The 14,243-nt window shown below is 64.2% G+C and carries 21 protein-coding genes; 18 read left to right on the top strand and 3 right to left on the bottom strand.

Annotated elements, in window-relative coordinates; genetic code table 11:
• Window positions 1–31: 31 nt before the first annotated feature.
• Window positions 32–493, bottom strand: a complete 462-nt coding sequence (locus tag METUNV1_RS08350; protein ID WP_008060741.1) for a hypothetical protein — start codon at window positions 491–493, stop codon at window positions 32–34.
• Window positions 493–1,191, bottom strand: coding sequence for a S24 family peptidase (locus tag METUNV1_RS08345; RefSeq protein ID WP_051165258.1), 699 nt, complete (start codon window positions 1,189–1,191; stop codon window positions 493–495). Before METUNV1_RS08345 ends, METUNV1_RS08350 begins: the two co-directional genes overlap by 1 nt.
• Before the next feature lie 73 nt (window positions 1,192–1,264).
• Here METUNV1_RS08345 and METUNV1_RS08340 point away from each other — a divergent pair, with 73 nt between their 5' ends.
• The 12 genes from METUNV1_RS08340 to METUNV1_RS08290 all read left to right on the top strand — a co-directional run bounded on the left by METUNV1_RS08340 (window position 1,265) and on the right by METUNV1_RS08290 (window position 8,757).
• Window positions 1,265–1,486, top strand: a complete 222-nt coding sequence (locus METUNV1_RS08340) for a helix-turn-helix domain-containing protein (protein ID WP_008060738.1) — start codon at window positions 1,265–1,267, stop codon at window positions 1,484–1,486.
• A 546-nt stretch (window positions 1,487–2,032) separates the two neighbouring features.
• Window positions 2,033–2,401 carry a hypothetical protein gene (locus METUNV1_RS08335; protein ID WP_008060736.1) on the top strand — a complete coding sequence of 123 codons (369 nt, stop codon included), beginning with the start codon at window positions 2,033–2,035 and terminating at the stop codon, window positions 2,399–2,401.
• Window positions 2,398–2,526 (top strand): hypothetical protein, encoded by a 129-nt coding sequence (locus tag METUNV1_RS20095; RefSeq protein ID WP_008060735.1) that lies wholly within the window; start codon window positions 2,398–2,400, stop codon window positions 2,524–2,526. The genes METUNV1_RS08335 and METUNV1_RS20095 overlap by 4 nt, the downstream gene beginning before the upstream one ends.
• A gap of 17 nt (window positions 2,527–2,543) precedes the next feature.
• Window positions 2,544–4,238 (top strand): class I SAM-dependent methyltransferase, encoded by a 1,695-nt coding sequence (locus tag METUNV1_RS08330; RefSeq protein ID WP_197315201.1) that lies wholly within the window; start codon window positions 2,544–2,546, stop codon window positions 4,236–4,238.
• On the top strand, window positions 4,235–4,393 hold the full coding sequence (locus tag METUNV1_RS08325) for a hypothetical protein (protein ID WP_008060732.1): 159 nt from the start codon (window positions 4,235–4,237) through the stop codon (window positions 4,391–4,393). The genes METUNV1_RS08330 and METUNV1_RS08325 overlap by 4 nt, the downstream gene beginning before the upstream one ends.
• Window positions 4,390–4,965 carry a hypothetical protein gene (locus METUNV1_RS08320; RefSeq protein WP_008060731.1) on the top strand — a complete coding sequence of 192 codons (576 nt, stop codon included), beginning with the start codon at window positions 4,390–4,392 and terminating at the stop codon, window positions 4,963–4,965. Before METUNV1_RS08325 ends, METUNV1_RS08320 begins: the two co-directional genes overlap by 4 nt.
• Window positions 4,962–5,876 carry a YdaU family protein gene (locus METUNV1_RS08315; protein WP_008060729.1) on the top strand — a complete coding sequence of 305 codons (915 nt, stop codon included), beginning with the start codon at window positions 4,962–4,964 and terminating at the stop codon, window positions 5,874–5,876. The genes METUNV1_RS08320 and METUNV1_RS08315 overlap by 4 nt, the downstream gene beginning before the upstream one ends.
• Window positions 5,824–6,369: a hypothetical protein gene (locus METUNV1_RS08310; protein ID WP_139026329.1), complete on the top strand. Its 546-nt coding sequence runs from the start codon at window positions 5,824–5,826 to the stop codon at window positions 6,367–6,369. Before METUNV1_RS08315 ends, METUNV1_RS08310 begins: the two co-directional genes overlap by 53 nt.
• Before the next feature lie 33 nt (window positions 6,370–6,402).
• Entirely contained in the window at window positions 6,403–7,107 is a 705-nt protein-coding gene (locus tag METUNV1_RS20210; RefSeq protein ID WP_081471343.1) for an HNH endonuclease signature motif containing protein, read from the top strand.
• Between the two features lie 56 nt (window positions 7,108–7,163).
• Complete coding sequence (locus METUNV1_RS08300) at window positions 7,164–7,541, top strand: RusA family crossover junction endodeoxyribonuclease (RefSeq protein WP_197315199.1); 378 nt, start codon at window positions 7,164–7,166, stop codon at window positions 7,539–7,541.
• Window positions 7,538–8,119, top strand: coding sequence for a hypothetical protein (locus tag METUNV1_RS08295; protein WP_008060723.1), 582 nt, complete (start codon window positions 7,538–7,540; stop codon window positions 8,117–8,119). The genes METUNV1_RS08300 and METUNV1_RS08295 overlap by 4 nt, the downstream gene beginning before the upstream one ends.
• Window positions 8,116–8,757 carry a hypothetical protein gene (locus METUNV1_RS08290; RefSeq protein WP_008060721.1) on the top strand — a complete coding sequence of 214 codons (642 nt, stop codon included), beginning with the start codon at window positions 8,116–8,118 and terminating at the stop codon, window positions 8,755–8,757. Before METUNV1_RS08295 ends, METUNV1_RS08290 begins: the two co-directional genes overlap by 4 nt.
• Window positions 8,758–8,775: 18 nt before the next feature.
• On the opposite strand, the gene METUNV1_RS08285 is transcribed toward METUNV1_RS08290, so the two are convergent.
• Window positions 8,776–9,054, bottom strand: a complete 279-nt coding sequence (locus METUNV1_RS08285; protein ID WP_139026328.1) for a hypothetical protein — start codon at window positions 9,052–9,054, stop codon at window positions 8,776–8,778.
• 64 nt (window positions 9,055–9,118) lie between these two features.
• On the opposite strand from METUNV1_RS08285, the gene METUNV1_RS08280 reads away from it, so the two are divergent.
• Genes METUNV1_RS08280 through METUNV1_RS08255 form a run of 6 tightly spaced genes read left to right on the top strand, consistent with a single transcriptional unit; the run spans window position 9,119 to window position 14,240 of the window.
• On the top strand, window positions 9,119–9,655 hold the full coding sequence (locus METUNV1_RS08280) for a terminase small subunit (RefSeq protein WP_008060720.1): 537 nt from the start codon (window positions 9,119–9,121) through the stop codon (window positions 9,653–9,655).
• The gene (locus METUNV1_RS08275) at window positions 9,624–11,039 is read left to right on the top strand and encodes a terminase large subunit domain-containing protein (protein ID WP_008060718.1); all 1,416 of its coding nucleotides are present in this window, start codon (window positions 9,624–9,626) and stop codon (window positions 11,037–11,039) included. The genes METUNV1_RS08280 and METUNV1_RS08275 overlap by 32 nt, the downstream gene beginning before the upstream one ends.
• Before the next feature lie 10 nt (window positions 11,040–11,049).
• A complete protein-coding gene (locus METUNV1_RS08270) occupies window positions 11,050–12,447 on the top strand; it encodes a DUF4055 domain-containing protein (protein ID WP_008060715.1) in 1,398 nt (465 codons plus the stop codon).
• The gene (locus tag METUNV1_RS08265) at window positions 12,447–13,523 is read left to right on the top strand and encodes a structural protein (RefSeq protein WP_008060713.1); all 1,077 of its coding nucleotides are present in this window, start codon (window positions 12,447–12,449) and stop codon (window positions 13,521–13,523) included. Before METUNV1_RS08270 ends, METUNV1_RS08265 begins: the two co-directional genes overlap by 1 nt.
• The gene (locus tag METUNV1_RS08260) at window positions 13,520–13,768 is read left to right on the top strand and encodes a hypothetical protein (protein WP_008060711.1); all 249 of its coding nucleotides are present in this window, start codon (window positions 13,520–13,522) and stop codon (window positions 13,766–13,768) included. Before METUNV1_RS08265 ends, METUNV1_RS08260 begins: the two co-directional genes overlap by 4 nt.
• Before the next feature lie 43 nt (window positions 13,769–13,811).
• Window positions 13,812–14,240 (top strand): hypothetical protein, encoded by a 429-nt coding sequence (locus tag METUNV1_RS08255; RefSeq protein WP_043359412.1) that lies wholly within the window; start codon window positions 13,812–13,814, stop codon window positions 14,238–14,240.
• The last annotated feature ends 3 nt before the right edge of the window (window positions 14,241–14,243 follow it).

The raw sequence follows: 14,243 nt of genomic DNA, 5'->3' as shown, positions 1-14,243 counted from the left end.
TGCAGACGCCAAGGCGACTGCGACGGCCAGCCTAGCGCCGGCAGAACTGATTCCAGACCTTATCGAACCCATCTGCTGTGCTCCGCGACTCGATGAATGTCGCTTCCCGTCCGGCGGAAACGAATCGTTTGAATCCCGTGTATCCGCCAAAACTGTTCTTGGCATTCACTTCGCCGCAGGGAACGCCGCTGCTGCCCACGAACTCGTTCCGGAACTCTGCCGATGCGGGGTCTTTCAAGACCCCCTTCACGAACTCCCGTGCGCCGTACTTGTATTGAGCTGCGGTCGGCTTGCCGTCGTTTGCCGGACGAGATTGCTCGCCGCTTCCAGAAAAGGCGGCCACGATGATCAGGCCGACTGGAAGGATCACCAGCAAGAACAGCGACCACCCAAGGCAGCCCATCGGCTTCTTCTGCGTGGCCCCGCACGCCGGGCATGATTCGGCCTTGGTGCTGACCTGACCTCCGCACTCCTTGCACTTGATGATCGCCATCAGAGCTTGATCCCTTTCCAGACCCAGACCACGCGGCCGAGGATCTCCAACTTGTTGCGGTCCCCGTTCTCGACCACCATCGGTTCGTAGTGCGGGTTGTCGGACTTGATGATGATCGCCTTGTCGGGCAGCCGGCGCTGGACGCGCTTCACGTAGAGCTCGTCATCCAACGCGATCACGAAGATGCCATCCTCGCGAATCTCGCTGACCCCGCGATCCACCAGCATGGTGTCGCCGTCCTCCAAGGTCGGCTCCATGCTCCGTCCGAAGGCAGTGAGCACAGCCAGCCGCGAGGGATGGCTGATGCGCGGAAGAGAGTGCCGCACCCAGTCCATGCTGACTGTCACCCCGGAGACGATCGCCTCATGCTCAGGCTGCGGGGCTCCCAGCCCCATAGAGCCCCACGCATCAGTGACCGGGATCGATAGGGAGTCTCCCCTTGATGTGGTGGAAACCGGCGCGCCTTCGCCCCTTCTGGTCAGGTCGTCGTCAAACAGAGCATCGACCGAGACGCCATAGTAATCGGCGACTGGTTGCAGGCTTGACCGGCGCGGTTCTCTGGATGTGCCATCGAGGATTCGCGCAAGCGTCGGCTGGGTCGGGCTGGTGCCGTACCGCGCCTTCACCTTGCGCGCCAAGGAGTAGGGGTTATCGCCGCTGCGCTCCATCAGCGCCGCCAGATTCTCGATCAGTTTCATTCCCCAAGTATTCGCGAATGCATAATGCGATAGCGCATTGACAAAGCTATGCGTGATCGTATAGTTTTGGTTCATGGATACCCAACAGATCATCGCCGCCCTGCGGCAAGAGTTCGGCCTGAGCCAGACCGAGATCGCCAGCCGCGTGAAGGTGCCTCAGCCGCGCATATCCCGATGGGAGAACGGGGAAGTCCCGACTGCCGCGGATGACGCGCTTGCGCTTGCTCGGCTTCTCGATGACCTCCGCGGCACCGCCGAGAAGGGCGCGTCCGGCACCGACCAGGCCGTCGCCTGATGAAGCCGTCCATCCAGTGGCCATCTAAAGCCGAGGGTCTGTTCCGGCTGGCCCGTCATCTACGTATGGAACCAGTCCGTTCCACGCATCCCGAAACGCTTCGATCGAGCGATCCGGAACGCCCATGTGCAGCAGGAGCGAGAGTGATTCTTCGCCTTCGCGCTTCAGCACGGGCAATAGCTCGTCTATTTGGGGGTGCGCTTTGAGTAACGCTCTCAACGCCGTCTGCATGGCGAACGCTATCCCTGCGGACGACGCCTTCTCGTCGTCTCCTGCGGTACCTGCTTCCATGGTTTCCCCTTTGTCATTCGGTGGTTGGTGGAACTTCCATTCTATCGGCATCGCGGGAAACCGCCCTTCAGCCAACACCACACCGACCTCCTCCCGGCGTGGCCTTCAACCCCTGCCTGTTGAGATTTGGTCCGTGTCGGCCGGTTTCTGTGGAGCGGGCAGGGGTCTTTCTCTTCCCCGCCGTCGAAAAAATTTTCGGCAGCTTCCAACCTGTAACGCAACCTGTAATCAGGGCGCGTTGCATCAATTCCGCTGATGGTGGCAGCCATGCAACGTGAAATGCCGTTCCTCGACGCCTTGCCGAAATCCAGATGGGTGGCCGATTCCATCGTTACAGGTTGGCAGACCTACCGTGACGCGGTGGTCTGGTGCTGGCAGAACCGCCGGCGGAACAGCCGCGACGAGATCGGTGACCAGTCGATGTTCGCCCGCTCGTCCGGTGCGCACCGCCCGCACGTCAGCCGCATGCTGAATCCGCACACGAAGGCGCCGATGGATCTGCCGCCCGACCTGGCCCCGAGCTTCGAAGCCTTCACGGGCTGGCGCGGCGTTACGCAGTACCTGGCCAAGATCGGGCACACCACCGTGATGGAGCAGGTGATCGCGGAAAGGAATGCGGCATGAGCCAGTTCCTGCGTCGCTACCTCCAGGCCTTCATGGACGCAGGCTCGATGGTGGGTCTCGTGATCGGCACCGTCGGCATCCCCGTCGCGGCTCTGGCGTTTGTGTGCTGGAGGGTGTTCGGGTGAGCCACGCTGACCATGATGTGATCGCGGCCGCGCGCGACGGCGACCTGATAGACGATGTCTCGGCCTTTTTCGCGCCGACCTCGACCGACATGGTCGACGGGCTGGTGGCCGGCTACCGGCAGGACCGCGCGCGGATCGAGGCGGCTGCCGCCTTCATCAACGGCCCGGAGTGCGCCGGCGTCCTGAACTACTTCCTGGACGGCAATTCCGACCCAGACCGCGGGCGCACGTCGCTGTCATCGGCAGCTACCCAGCTGTTCGAGCAGGCCGGCGCCGTCGCGGCGCTGAACGCGGCCTACTGGTCGAAGGCGCTGAACCTGACTGACGTCTACGACGCCATGCCGCAGGAACGCCGAAACCAGTGGAACGAACAGATTCGCTATCCGCAGGGCCGAAAGGCCGCTCGGCACAGCAGCGACAAGGATCTTCCGCCGCTCCCTGACTTCGAGGAACAGACCGTCCGCGCGACGCTGCTGGACCTGCTGAACAGCCGCGCAAAGTTCCTGGCCGAGCGCGTGGACGGCATCTTCCGAGCGCTGTCCGGTGAGCACGTGACCAACTGCCCGGAGGGATTCGGCCGGCGCATGATCATCGCGCGGCTGATCAACGGCTACGGCAACACGGACAGCGACCGCGTCGGTTACATCAATGACCTGCGCAAGGTGATCGCGAAGTTCATGGGGCGCGACGAGCCGGGCTGGAACGCTACATCCAGCGTGGTCGACATTGCGCGCCGGCAGCACCGCGGCGAGTGGCTGACGCTGGATGGCGGTGCGCTGCGTCTGCGCGCCTACAAGTGCGGTACCGCGCACCTCGAGGTGCACCCGGACATGGCGTGGCGCCTGAACTGCGTGCTGGCGCATCTCTACCCGCTCGCGATTCCCGCCCAGTTCCGCCAGCGCCCGAAGAAGAAGACCAAGGACTTCGTGATGATGGGGCGGCCGCTGCCGTTCCGCGTCGTCGAAGCGCTGGGCGGAATGGAGGAAGCCTACCTGCTGGAGAAGAACACCGGCCCGCAGGCGTGGCGTCAGGAATACCTGCGCACGAAGATCAGCCACGGGCTGCAGCTGAAGTACGGCCGCGTGGACGACAAGGCCCTGCAAGCCGACATCGACCGCGTCATGGCCTACCTGGGCGGCGTGAAGACGCCGAACGGCCGGAACGGGCACTACTACGCCTTCGACTACGACGCCCGCGATGCGGTGTCCGAGGTGGTCGCATCCGGCTGCCTGCCAGATCAGAAGGCGCATCAGTTCTATCCCACGCCTGAGAACGTCGCCGCGGCTGCGATCGAGGCCGCGCAGATCGGCCCGGATCACGCCTGCCTCGAGCCCAGCGCTGGCACCGGCGGCCTGGCCGACCGGATGCCGAAGGATCGGACGCTGTGCGTCGAGATCAGCGCGCTGCACTGCAAGGTGCTCGAGGCCAAGGGCTTCTCGGTGACCTGCGGCGACTTCCTCACGATGGCCACCTCTCTGCGGGTCGATCGGATCGTCATGAACCCGCCGTTCAGCGAAGGCCGGTGGCAGGCGCACCTCGAGCACGCTGCGGCCATGCTCTCCAAGGACGGCCGACTCGTCGCCATCCTGCCGGCCAGCGCCAAGGAAAAGGACGTGCTGCCCGGCTGGTCGTGCGAGTGGTCGCGCACCTACGACAACGAGTTCGCCGGCACCAGCGTGTCGGTGGTGATCCTGACGGCGGTGCGCGCATGAACCTCGCCTACCAGCTGCGCATGCACCTTGCGGCCCACATGCGGCAGTGGCCGCGCGCAGACCGCGAGCAGGTTCGTCGCGATATCGAGCGCCGCCTGCGCGCCGGCGAATCGTGGCTGTGGCCTGAGCCGGTTCAGATGGAGATGTTCGCGTGAGCCAGTGGTCTGAACACTCCATCGCCCGCGCCATCGCGCTGCAGACGCTGGCGCGAAAGTGCGTCGTGCTGGTCGACAACTGCGGCTGGACCGGTCACGAGTGCGACGTTCTGGGCGTCACCACCGACCTGCGCATCATCGATGTCGAGGTGAAGATCAGCCGTGCCGACCTGAAGGCGGACGCCAAGAAGGACAAGTGGTGGCACCGACAGTACGGCGCATGGATACCGGGGCAACGCCGGCAAGAGGTAACGACTACCGCCCGCCAGCACCCGCCGAAGGTCTGGAAGCACTACTACGCCATGCCGGCCGACATCTGGAAGCCGGATCTGCTGGACTGCCTGCCGAGCAAGGCCAGCGGCGTGCTGCTGCTGAGCTACGGAAAGGACTACACCGACCTCCACCACCGGCCACACGTCATCGTGGAATGCATCCGCCGCGCCACGCCGAACAAGGACGCCACGCGCCTGACGCCATCGCAGGCCATTGACATCGCACGGCTGGCGAACCTGCGCATGTGGGAGGCCTACCACCGCCGCGACGAAGCACAGAAGCATGGGGTGGCCGCTTGAACTACTACGAACGGCACATCGGCGATTACGTGCGCGACACCGCGCACCTGACGATGCTCGAGCACGGTGCCTACACCCTTCTCATGGACCGCTACTACGCGACTGAAGCCGGCATTCCGGCTGATCAGGCGCACCGGCTGGCGCGCGCTCGCACGCGGGAAGAGAAGGCTGCGGTGGATGCCGTTCTGCTGGAGTTCTTCACGCGGACCGACGGCATCTGGACGAAGCGCCGGATCGAACAAGAGATCGAGAAGGCGCAGGCCAAGATCAACGCTGCGAAGGAAAACGGACGGAAAGGCGGACGACCGAAACGGGTGAAGAAAACAGACGAAGGCGAAACCCAACAGAAACCCAGTGGGTTATCTGCGGGTTCAGAAAACGAAACCCAGCAGAAAGCTCACCAAGCACCAGACACCAGACACCAGTCAACAACCTCTCTCCAGCAAGCAGCATCAGAGACTCAACCGGAGACAGGCCAGGCCGTCGCTGCTGCTGCTGCGCCGCCTGACGCTGTGACCGAACGAGCCCTCCAGCTGGTCCTGCTCCTGCGCAACCGCGGCGCGGCGCTTCAGACCGGCGATCCCCGTGTTCGCAGCTGGGCTGAGCGCGGCGTCACCGACGCGCAGGCCTTGCAGGCGCTGGAAATCGCCCAGCAGCGTCGCCACGACGCCGCGGACCCGAGGCCGATCAACGCCGGCTACCTCGACGTCTTCCTGCCCGAAGTGATCGCCGCTCCAGCCGGCCGCAGCCCGCCCCGAGACGGCCCCATGACCCGCGAGGAAAGCCGCCGCATCGCCGCCGGCTCCCGACTTTCCGACTTCCGCGAGGCCTGTGCCGCGGAGCAACGAGGACAGCACGATGACCACGACAGCCGAACAATCGACGGCAGCGCTACCCGACTCCTGGGTTGAGCGGATCTTCGACCGCATGCAGGGCATGTACGGCTCGCTGTGGGTCGACCGCTGGCGCAGCGGCGAGACGGTGCAGCGTGGCGGCCGGCAGTTCGACCGCGGGCTGCTGAACGCGAAGGCAACGTGGGCGGAGGCGCTCGCCGGATTCGCAGGCCAGCCGGAGCGCATCGGGCGCGCACTCGAGTCCTGCCGCTCGAAGTCGCTGCCGCCGACCCTGCCGGAGTTCATCGAGCTCTGCCGCAACCAGGTCGCCGAGCAGCGCGTGGCGTTGCCGCCGCCGGTACCGGATGCCGACCGCAGGGCCGCGAACCTGGAGCGCGCCGCGACCGTGCGGATTCGCGAGTCGGGTGACCGGGACTGGGCGCACCAGCTGCGCCGGATGTACCTGGCCGGCGACCGGCTGCTGCCGTCGCAGATCGCCATGGCCTCGGAGGCGCTGGGTGAGGTGTGGAGCGGCGGCCGGTGCGCGCCACGGGTCAGCGAGGAAGCGTGACGGACTGCGACTGCTGCGCGTACGACGCGGCGCATGGAGGGATCTCGGGATGGTATCGACAGGGGTGTTGGGAATGCAGGATCAGATGGATTTCGGAGCAGCCGCGGCACGTGCGGGATGCGGTGGCGGCCAGGATGTCGCCGGAGGAGCTGGAGAGGGTCAGGGCGGCGGTGGTCGAGCTGTGGCAGGCGCGGAAGAAGCAGGCCGAGTGATCCGCCTTCAGGTGCGCGGCACGCCGGGAAGGAACGTCTAGTGACCGCGCCGAAGCCTTTGAGTAAGTGGCAGGAGGACGTTACGCCTTCAAGCCTCCCTCGCCACATCAGAAGAAACATTGGACCAGGAGATGGCGGGTGCTGGCTATGGCTTAGGTCTCGGAGCCGTGACGGGTATGGGTGGGCCAGCCTGGGCAATAAAACATTCCAGGCACACAGGCTTGTCTATGAATTGATTCGTGGAAGTGTCCCGGCCGGTCTTGTGTTGGACCACCTGTGCAGGGTTCGTAATTGCGTGAATCCGGACCATCTTCAACCGGTTACCCCCAGGGAGAACCTGGTGAGGTCCGAGCTAACCCCTGCGGGGATGAGCGTATGCAAGCAGGGGCACGAATTTCAGAACAAAGGAGGTCAGCGTCGATGCTTGATTTGTTTGACGGAGTACCTGACGAGGACTCGCAACATCAGGATCGAATACCTCAGGAATTGGCATCAACGCCAGAAGACGGGGAGTGTGCGCGCGTGATTCGTCTCGTTGTAAGGGGCACTCCTGCTCCTCAAGGATCAAAAAGCTATATGGGCATGAGCAAGGCCGGCCGGGCAATCCTCACGGAGTCGTCGAAGAAGGTCCGGCCGTGGCGCCAGGACGTGAAGGCGGCTGCCGAGCAGCTCCTCGCCGTGTCCGGTGGCCGGCCGATCGATGCCCCGGTGGTGGTGCGCATGGTCTTCACGCTGCCGAAGCCGCAGAGCGCCCCGAAGCGCCGGCGCACGTACCCGATGCGCACGCCCGACCTGTCGAAGCTGGCGCGCTCCACCGAGGATGCGCTGTCGGATGCCGGCATCTGGGCCGACGACGCCCGGGTGGTGGAGTACTCGCGCCTGGCCAAGGTGTACCCCGGCGAAGACCCGGACGCGCTGAGTTCTCCGGGCGCAGTGATAGAGATCAGGGAGGTGGTATGAGCCAAGCCGCAGTGCAGGTCGAAGTGGAACCGCTGTTCAGCAGCACGCATGCCGCGCTGGTGTTCGCATTCAACTTCTCTCACCAGGCGTACGACCGGCCGGTGATGAACCGCATGGCCGACGGCCCCAAGCGCAGCGGGAAAGGCCTCGTTGGTCTGGACGGGGCAGGGCAGGCCGGGATGATCCGGGCGGAGGTGGCGACCCTGAAGCCCGAGGAGCAGCACCTCCTCATCACGAAGTTCTCGCCGCGCACAGAGCAATGCGAATGCCGCGCACCTTGCTGCGCTGGCCGCCGACCCGCGATCGAGTGGTCGGAATCCATCGAATGGCTGATCCAGTACGTGCTGCGCGCTGGTCTGACCGGACAGGTCAGCCACTACCAGATGCGCCGCATGCTCGTGATGAAGTCGTGTGGAGTGAAGACCACCCAGCTGGAGATAGCGGACCGCTGCGGCGTGAGCAGAGCTACGGTCGCCGAGTACATGGAGCGAATCGGGAAGCACTTCTCCGCTGCGATGAACCGCGCCGAGGCGGCGATCGACGCGAAGCTGAAAGCCAAGGGAATCGTCGAATCGTGAAGATGACGGCCGAAGAGCGACGCGCCCGCGAGCGCATCAAGAAGGAGGAGTGGCAGCAGGAGATCGCACGCCTCAACGCGCGGAAGCATCGGACAACTGAGCCTGATGCAAGAGACCGACGCAAGGCGGCGGAGCGCCGAGCCTTCGAACAAAAGCTGGCGGAGCACCTGCATAGTCAGGAGTTCAAGTCGTGGTACGAGTCGACCACCGGGGAGCCAGTGGGCGTCTTTCTCGATGCTGCGGCGGAGATCGAGGCAAGGCGTCTCGACTGCACGTCAAGAATCGACTGGACGGAGTGGGTGCAGGATCGAATCCAGGGCATCACCGAGCGGCACATCTGGACAAATCCCGAGACGAAGGCGTTCTGGGCAGAGCAGGTCGCTGCTGCAAGGTCACCACGGGAACGAAGGTTCCTGCTTCATCGCTTGGCCACTCCGATATGGGCAGACCGCGCAGCGATGCTGGAGATTTACAGGCAGCGCGATCAACTTGTGGCCCAGACAGGGATTCCTCATGACGTCGACCACATCATCCCGCTGGTCAGCCGATATGTCTGCGGGCTGCACTGCGAATTCAACCTCAGAGCGATACCAGCGACAGAGAACAGAAGGAAGTCGAATCGCTTCACACCGGGTTGAAAAACGGAAAATGTACGGTTATAGTAATTTCAGATAGGCACCAATAGCCCGCCCGGAGAAATCCCGGCGGGCTTTTTGTCGTCTGTCGTCTGTGACATCTCCTCCCTGTTGTCCTTTGCCGGCGCCGTTTTCGGGCGGTTCCGGCTTTTTCACGCGGTCAAGCGCAAGGTGTGCCGCCGGCCTTCCAAGCCGCGCAGTGACGGGTTCGATTCCCTCTGACCGCTCCACGATTTCAACACCCGCCACGCCTAGAACGCTGGATTGCCGGTAGTGCTGGCCCGACAGGGCGACGCGCACCAGGCGGGTTCCTCTATGCCGTGATGGCATCCGCAGCACATGCGGACACCGAAAGGGTGCCGACATGGACCTCACCCCGCGACAGCAGCGCTTCGTCGATGAGTACCTGATCGACCTGAACGCCACCCAGGCAGCAACCCGTGCCGGGTACAGCGCGAAGACGGCCGCCTCACAGGGCGAGCGACTGTTGAGGAATGTTGATGTGGCCGCCGCCATAGCCGCGGCGAAGAAGGCGCGCACAGAGCGCACCGAGGTCGATGCCGACTATGTCCTGAAGCGGATGATCGAAATCGACCAGATGGACGTTCTGGACATCATGGACGACGACATGGCGATCAAGCCGGTGAGCGAGTGGCCGAAGGTCTGGCGCCAGTACCTGAGCGGGTTCGACCTGGCCGAAATGTTCGAGGGCCGCGGCGAACAGCGGGAGATGATCGGCATCCTGAAGAAGATCAAGTGGCCGGACAAGGTGAAGAACCTCGAGCTGCTGGGCCGGCACTTCGGCATGTTCAAGGACAAGGTGGAGCACAGCGGCGAGATCAAGACGCCGGAACTGAAGCTGGTGCTGAATGGAACTCGCCCTCCACCCGCAGCAGAGTGAGGCGTACCTTTCCGAAGCAACGGAGATTCTCTACGGCGGCGCGGCGGGCGGCGGAAAGTCCCACCTCATGCGAGTCGGTGCCATCGCGTGGTGCACTGACATCCCGGGCCTGCAGGTCTATATCTTTCGCCGGTTGTCCGATGACCTGCTGAAGAACCACATGGAGGGAGTGAGCGGGTTTCCTGCTCTGCTCTCCGAGTGGATTGACTGTGGTCTGGTCAAGATCAACTGGTCGAAGGCCTTCATCGAGTTCTGGAACGGCTCGAAGATCCACCTCTGCCACTGCCAGTACGAGAAGGACGTGACGAAGTACCAGGGCGCCGAGATTCACGTCCTGATGCTCGATGAGCTGACGCACTTCACCGAGAAGATCTACCGGTACCTGCGCGGCCGCTGTCGTATGGGCGCGCTGAAGCTGCCGAAGAAGTACGCCGGACTGTTCCCGCGCATCCTTGGCAGCGCCAACCCGGGCGGTATCGGCCACAACTGGGTCAAGGCGACGTTCATCGACATCGCGCCGCCGCGGCAGATCAACCGGCAACCGAAGTCCGAGGGCGGCATGCTCCGCCAGTACATCCCGGCGAAGCTCGCGGACAATCCGACGCTGCTTGAGAACGACCCGGATTACGTGGATCGACTCGAAGGCCTTGGCAATGCTGCGCTCGTGAAGGCAATGCGCGACGGCGACTGGAACATCGTGGCCGGCGGCATGTTCGACGACGTGTGGGACGAAAATCGGCACGCGCTGCAGCCATTCGATATCCCCGCCGGCTGGCGCATCGACCGGTCCTTCGACTGGGGTAGCAGCAAGCCATTCAGCGTCGGTTGGTGGGCGGAAACGGACGGCACCGATGCGGTAATGCGTGACGGCACCAGGCGCAGCTTCCCGCGCGGCACGCTCATTCGTGTGGCCGAGTGGTACGGTTGGAGCGGGAAACCGAACGAAGGCCTGCGCATGCTGGCCGTGGAGGTCGCGAAGGGCATCGTCAAGCTGGAGAAGGAGATCGGCCTCGCTGGCCGCGTCAGGTCCGGACCTGCCGATTCGGCCATTTTCGACACCCAGAACGGCGTGTGCATCGCAGACGACATGGCCCGCGCCGGCGTGAAGTGGGAGAAGGCGGACAAGGGTCCCGGCAGCCGTCGCAATGGCTGGGAGCGCATGCGCAAGATGCTGAAGGCGGCGCTTCAGCATCCGATGGAAGAGCCTGGCCTGCTGGTGTTCGACACCTGCCGGCAGTTCATCCGAACGGTCCCTGTGCTCCCGCGCGACGAGCGTCAGCCTGACGACATCGACACCGACGCCGAAGACCACGTTGCGGACGAGACGCGCTACCGCTGCACGATGCCGACTCGATCTGCCACTGTCGCCCCGCTGCGCATGTGAGGACTACCCGATGACCGATGCTGTCCGCAATGAATCAGAAGCTGTAGCCGAGATGGCCAAGCACTGGCCGCTCGTGCGCGCTCTGATGGGCGGCACATCGGCGATGAGAGCCGCGGCGAAGAATTTCCTGCCGAAGTGGCCCAACGAAGAACAGAAGTCGTACGACGCGCGGCTTGCCGTCAGCACGCTGTACCCGGCATTCAGCCAGACCGTCCGCGTGCTGTCGGGAAAGCCTTTCAGCAAACCGCTACAGCTGGGCGATAACGTGCCCGAGCCTATCAAGGGGTTCGCACAGAACATCGATCTGGAGGGCCGCAACCTGCATGCATTTGCAGGCGACCTGATGGTCGACATCCTGTCCGTAGGAATCAGCGGCATCCTGATCGACTTCCCTCCGGCAGAAGGCGTGCGCACCCGGGCTCAGGAGCTGGAGGCTGGTCTGAGGCCTTACTGGAAGCGCTACCCGGCCGGAGCCGTCTTGGGCTGGAAGACCCGTCGCACGAATGGCGTCATCACGCTCGCGCAGATCCGCCTGCTTGAGAACGAAGCGGAGGATGCCGGAGAGTTCGGTGAGCGCGAGTTCGAGCAGGTCCGTGTGCTGGAGCCCGGCCGGTGGCGCACGTACCGCAAGGTTCGCACGGCAAACGGCCAAGAAGAATGGCAGCTGCACAACGAAGGTCTCACTACCTTGAATGCGGTTCCGTTCGTGTTCTGCTACGGACAGCGGACAGGGTTCGGGACTTCAGCGCCGCCGCTTCTCGAACTGGCGCACCAGAACGTGGAGCACTGGCAGTCGAAGAGCGACCAGCAGAACATCCTGCACGTGGCGCGTGTGCCAATCCTGGCGCTGGTCGGCGCGGAGGGAGAGGTCGATATCACGGTGGGGGCATCTTCGGCCGTGAAGCTGCCGAAGGACGCCGACCTGAAGTTCGTGGAGCACAGCGGAGCCGCGATCGAGGCTGGCCGCAACGACTTGAAGGACATCGAGCAGCGCATGCTGCAAACCGGTGCCGAGCTGCTCGTTCGAAAGGAAGGTGCAGCAGTCACCGCCACCCAGATCTCCAGCGAGGGCGAAGGAAACAAGTGCGCGCTCCAGCGGATGGCGGAGGATCTGGAAGATGCCATCGACCAGGCGCTGCAATTCACGGCCGAGTGGATCGGGCAACCTGAAGGCGGCCACGCGACGCTGCACAAGGACTTCGGTGCAGACTCACTTGGCGAGGCCTCGGCGTCTCTGCTGCTGGAACTGCAGGCCGCCGGGATCATCAGCAAGAAGCGCGTGATCCTTGAGCAGCAGCGCCGCGGCGTGCTCTCCGCGGATATCGTCGCGGACGACGAGCTGGAGGATGCCGGGCAGGACGGGCCGGCCCTTGGCGCCATCACTGACCCGGCGCCGGCCGGCGCCTGATGTCGGCCCAAGAACTGCTGGACGCGACTGTCCGGCACCAGATCGACCTGCAGCGGTACTCGAACAACGTCGTGCGGCGGATCGTCGCCGTGCTCAACCGTGCTGATGCGGACATATCGGCGGCTCTCATGGCCATGCTGGAGCGCGCTCCCGATAACCTGACCGTCGAGTACCTCGATAGTCTGCTGTCCAGTGTTCGGCAGCTGAATGCTGCGGCCTATGCGACGCTCCAGACGGAGCTGGAAGGCTCGATGCGAGAGCTCGCGAGTTTCGAGGCGCGCTGGAACCAAGCGGCCTACACGGCGGCTCTTGACACGCGATTCGCGCAGGTGACGGCGGAAACGGCCTACGCCGCCGCCATAGCCAGGCCATTTCAAGGCCGTCTGCTTCGCGAGTGGGGGAGGTCGCTGGAGGCCGACCGCATGCAGCGCATCCGGGACACTGTCCGTATGGGCTACCTGGAAGGGAAGGCGACTGCACAGGTCGTGCGTGACATTCGCGGCACGAAGGCGCGGGCGTTTCAGGATGGCGTGATCGAGATCGACCGCCGGCATGCCGAGGCAGTCGCGCGAACCGCGCTGTCACACGTGGCGGCAACGACGCGAGACCGATTCTTCGAGGCGAACGACGACATCCTTGGCGACGAGGTATGGGTGAGCACGCTGGACGGCCGCACGTCGCAGGAATGCCGCATTCGTGACGGCAAGCGCTACACCAGGGGGGGGCACCGGCCGGTGGGACACTCCTTGCCTTGGGGAAGCGGTCCGGGGCGGCTGCACTGGCAGTGCCGAAGCACCGCCATCGCGCTGCTCAAGGGGCAGACGGAGCTGTTCGGCACCCGCGCATCGAAGGGCGGTCAGGTCGATGCGAACGAAGGCTACGGGGCATGGCTGAAGCGCCAGCCGGCGAGCGTGCAGGACGACATTCTCGGGCCGTCGCGCGGGGCGCTTTTCCGCCGTGGGGGGCTGCAGATCGAGCAGTTCTCGAACGACAAGGGCAAGACACTGACGCTGGCCGAGCTGGAGGAACGGCACGCTGCGGCGTTTCGTCAGGCGGGCGTAGAATCGCGGGCGTGAAACCCCGCCACCTCACCGTCATCCCGAAGGCTCCAGCGCCCGACACGCCGCAGGAGCGCGGCCGCGCGCGCATCAAGGCGATGCCGAAGCCGGCCGAGATCGCGCAGTGCCCTCGATGCGGAGGGCGTGAGCTGATCGAAGCTCGGACGGGGGTGACGATCAGCAGAGGCCGGGCCAGCGGCGGCACGAAGTGCTTCTTGTGCGTGCTGTGCCTGGCGAGGGGCGAGCGTGTCATCGTCTCCTGACCTCGGGGTCCGGCGCTATCACAAGCTTGATCTCGCCGCGGATATGCTGATCGAAGCTGATGAACGAATTCGAGACGCGGCTTCGAATGTTGACTACGTGGCAGCGATCCTCCTCGCTGGCGCCGTGGCTTACATTGTCTTTCCGATCCTTGAGGAGGACGGAGTCATCCCTGTAAGAGAAGTGATGGCGAAGCTCGACAACCTCTTTGAAGGTCGCTTGCCTGGGTCCAAGAAAACCAATGCTTCCGACTTCCTCGTCAGTTACAACGCCCTTAAGCACACGGGGGGAAGGGGCCGCGGGGCGGCAAGCGAGAATCTTGAAGTGGAGATGTGCCTTTACTCGGAGGCCGTATCCATAATGGAGGACACCTTGATGGACGCCGCCCAGCTGCGGCCCGGCGACGAGACCCGCCAGCGTTTCAAACTGCGGATACAGCACCTTCTCACGTCAGACCTGTATTCCTTCGATTGATGG

The organism is Methyloversatilis universalis FAM5 (assembly GCF_000214035.2).
In the GTDB taxonomy this organism is placed as follows: domain Bacteria; phylum Pseudomonadota; class Gammaproteobacteria; order Burkholderiales; family Rhodocyclaceae; genus Methyloversatilis; species Methyloversatilis universalis.
The sequence above is the reverse complement of the archived record's forward strand: the minus strand, read 5'-3'. Positions and strand labels throughout refer to the sequence as shown.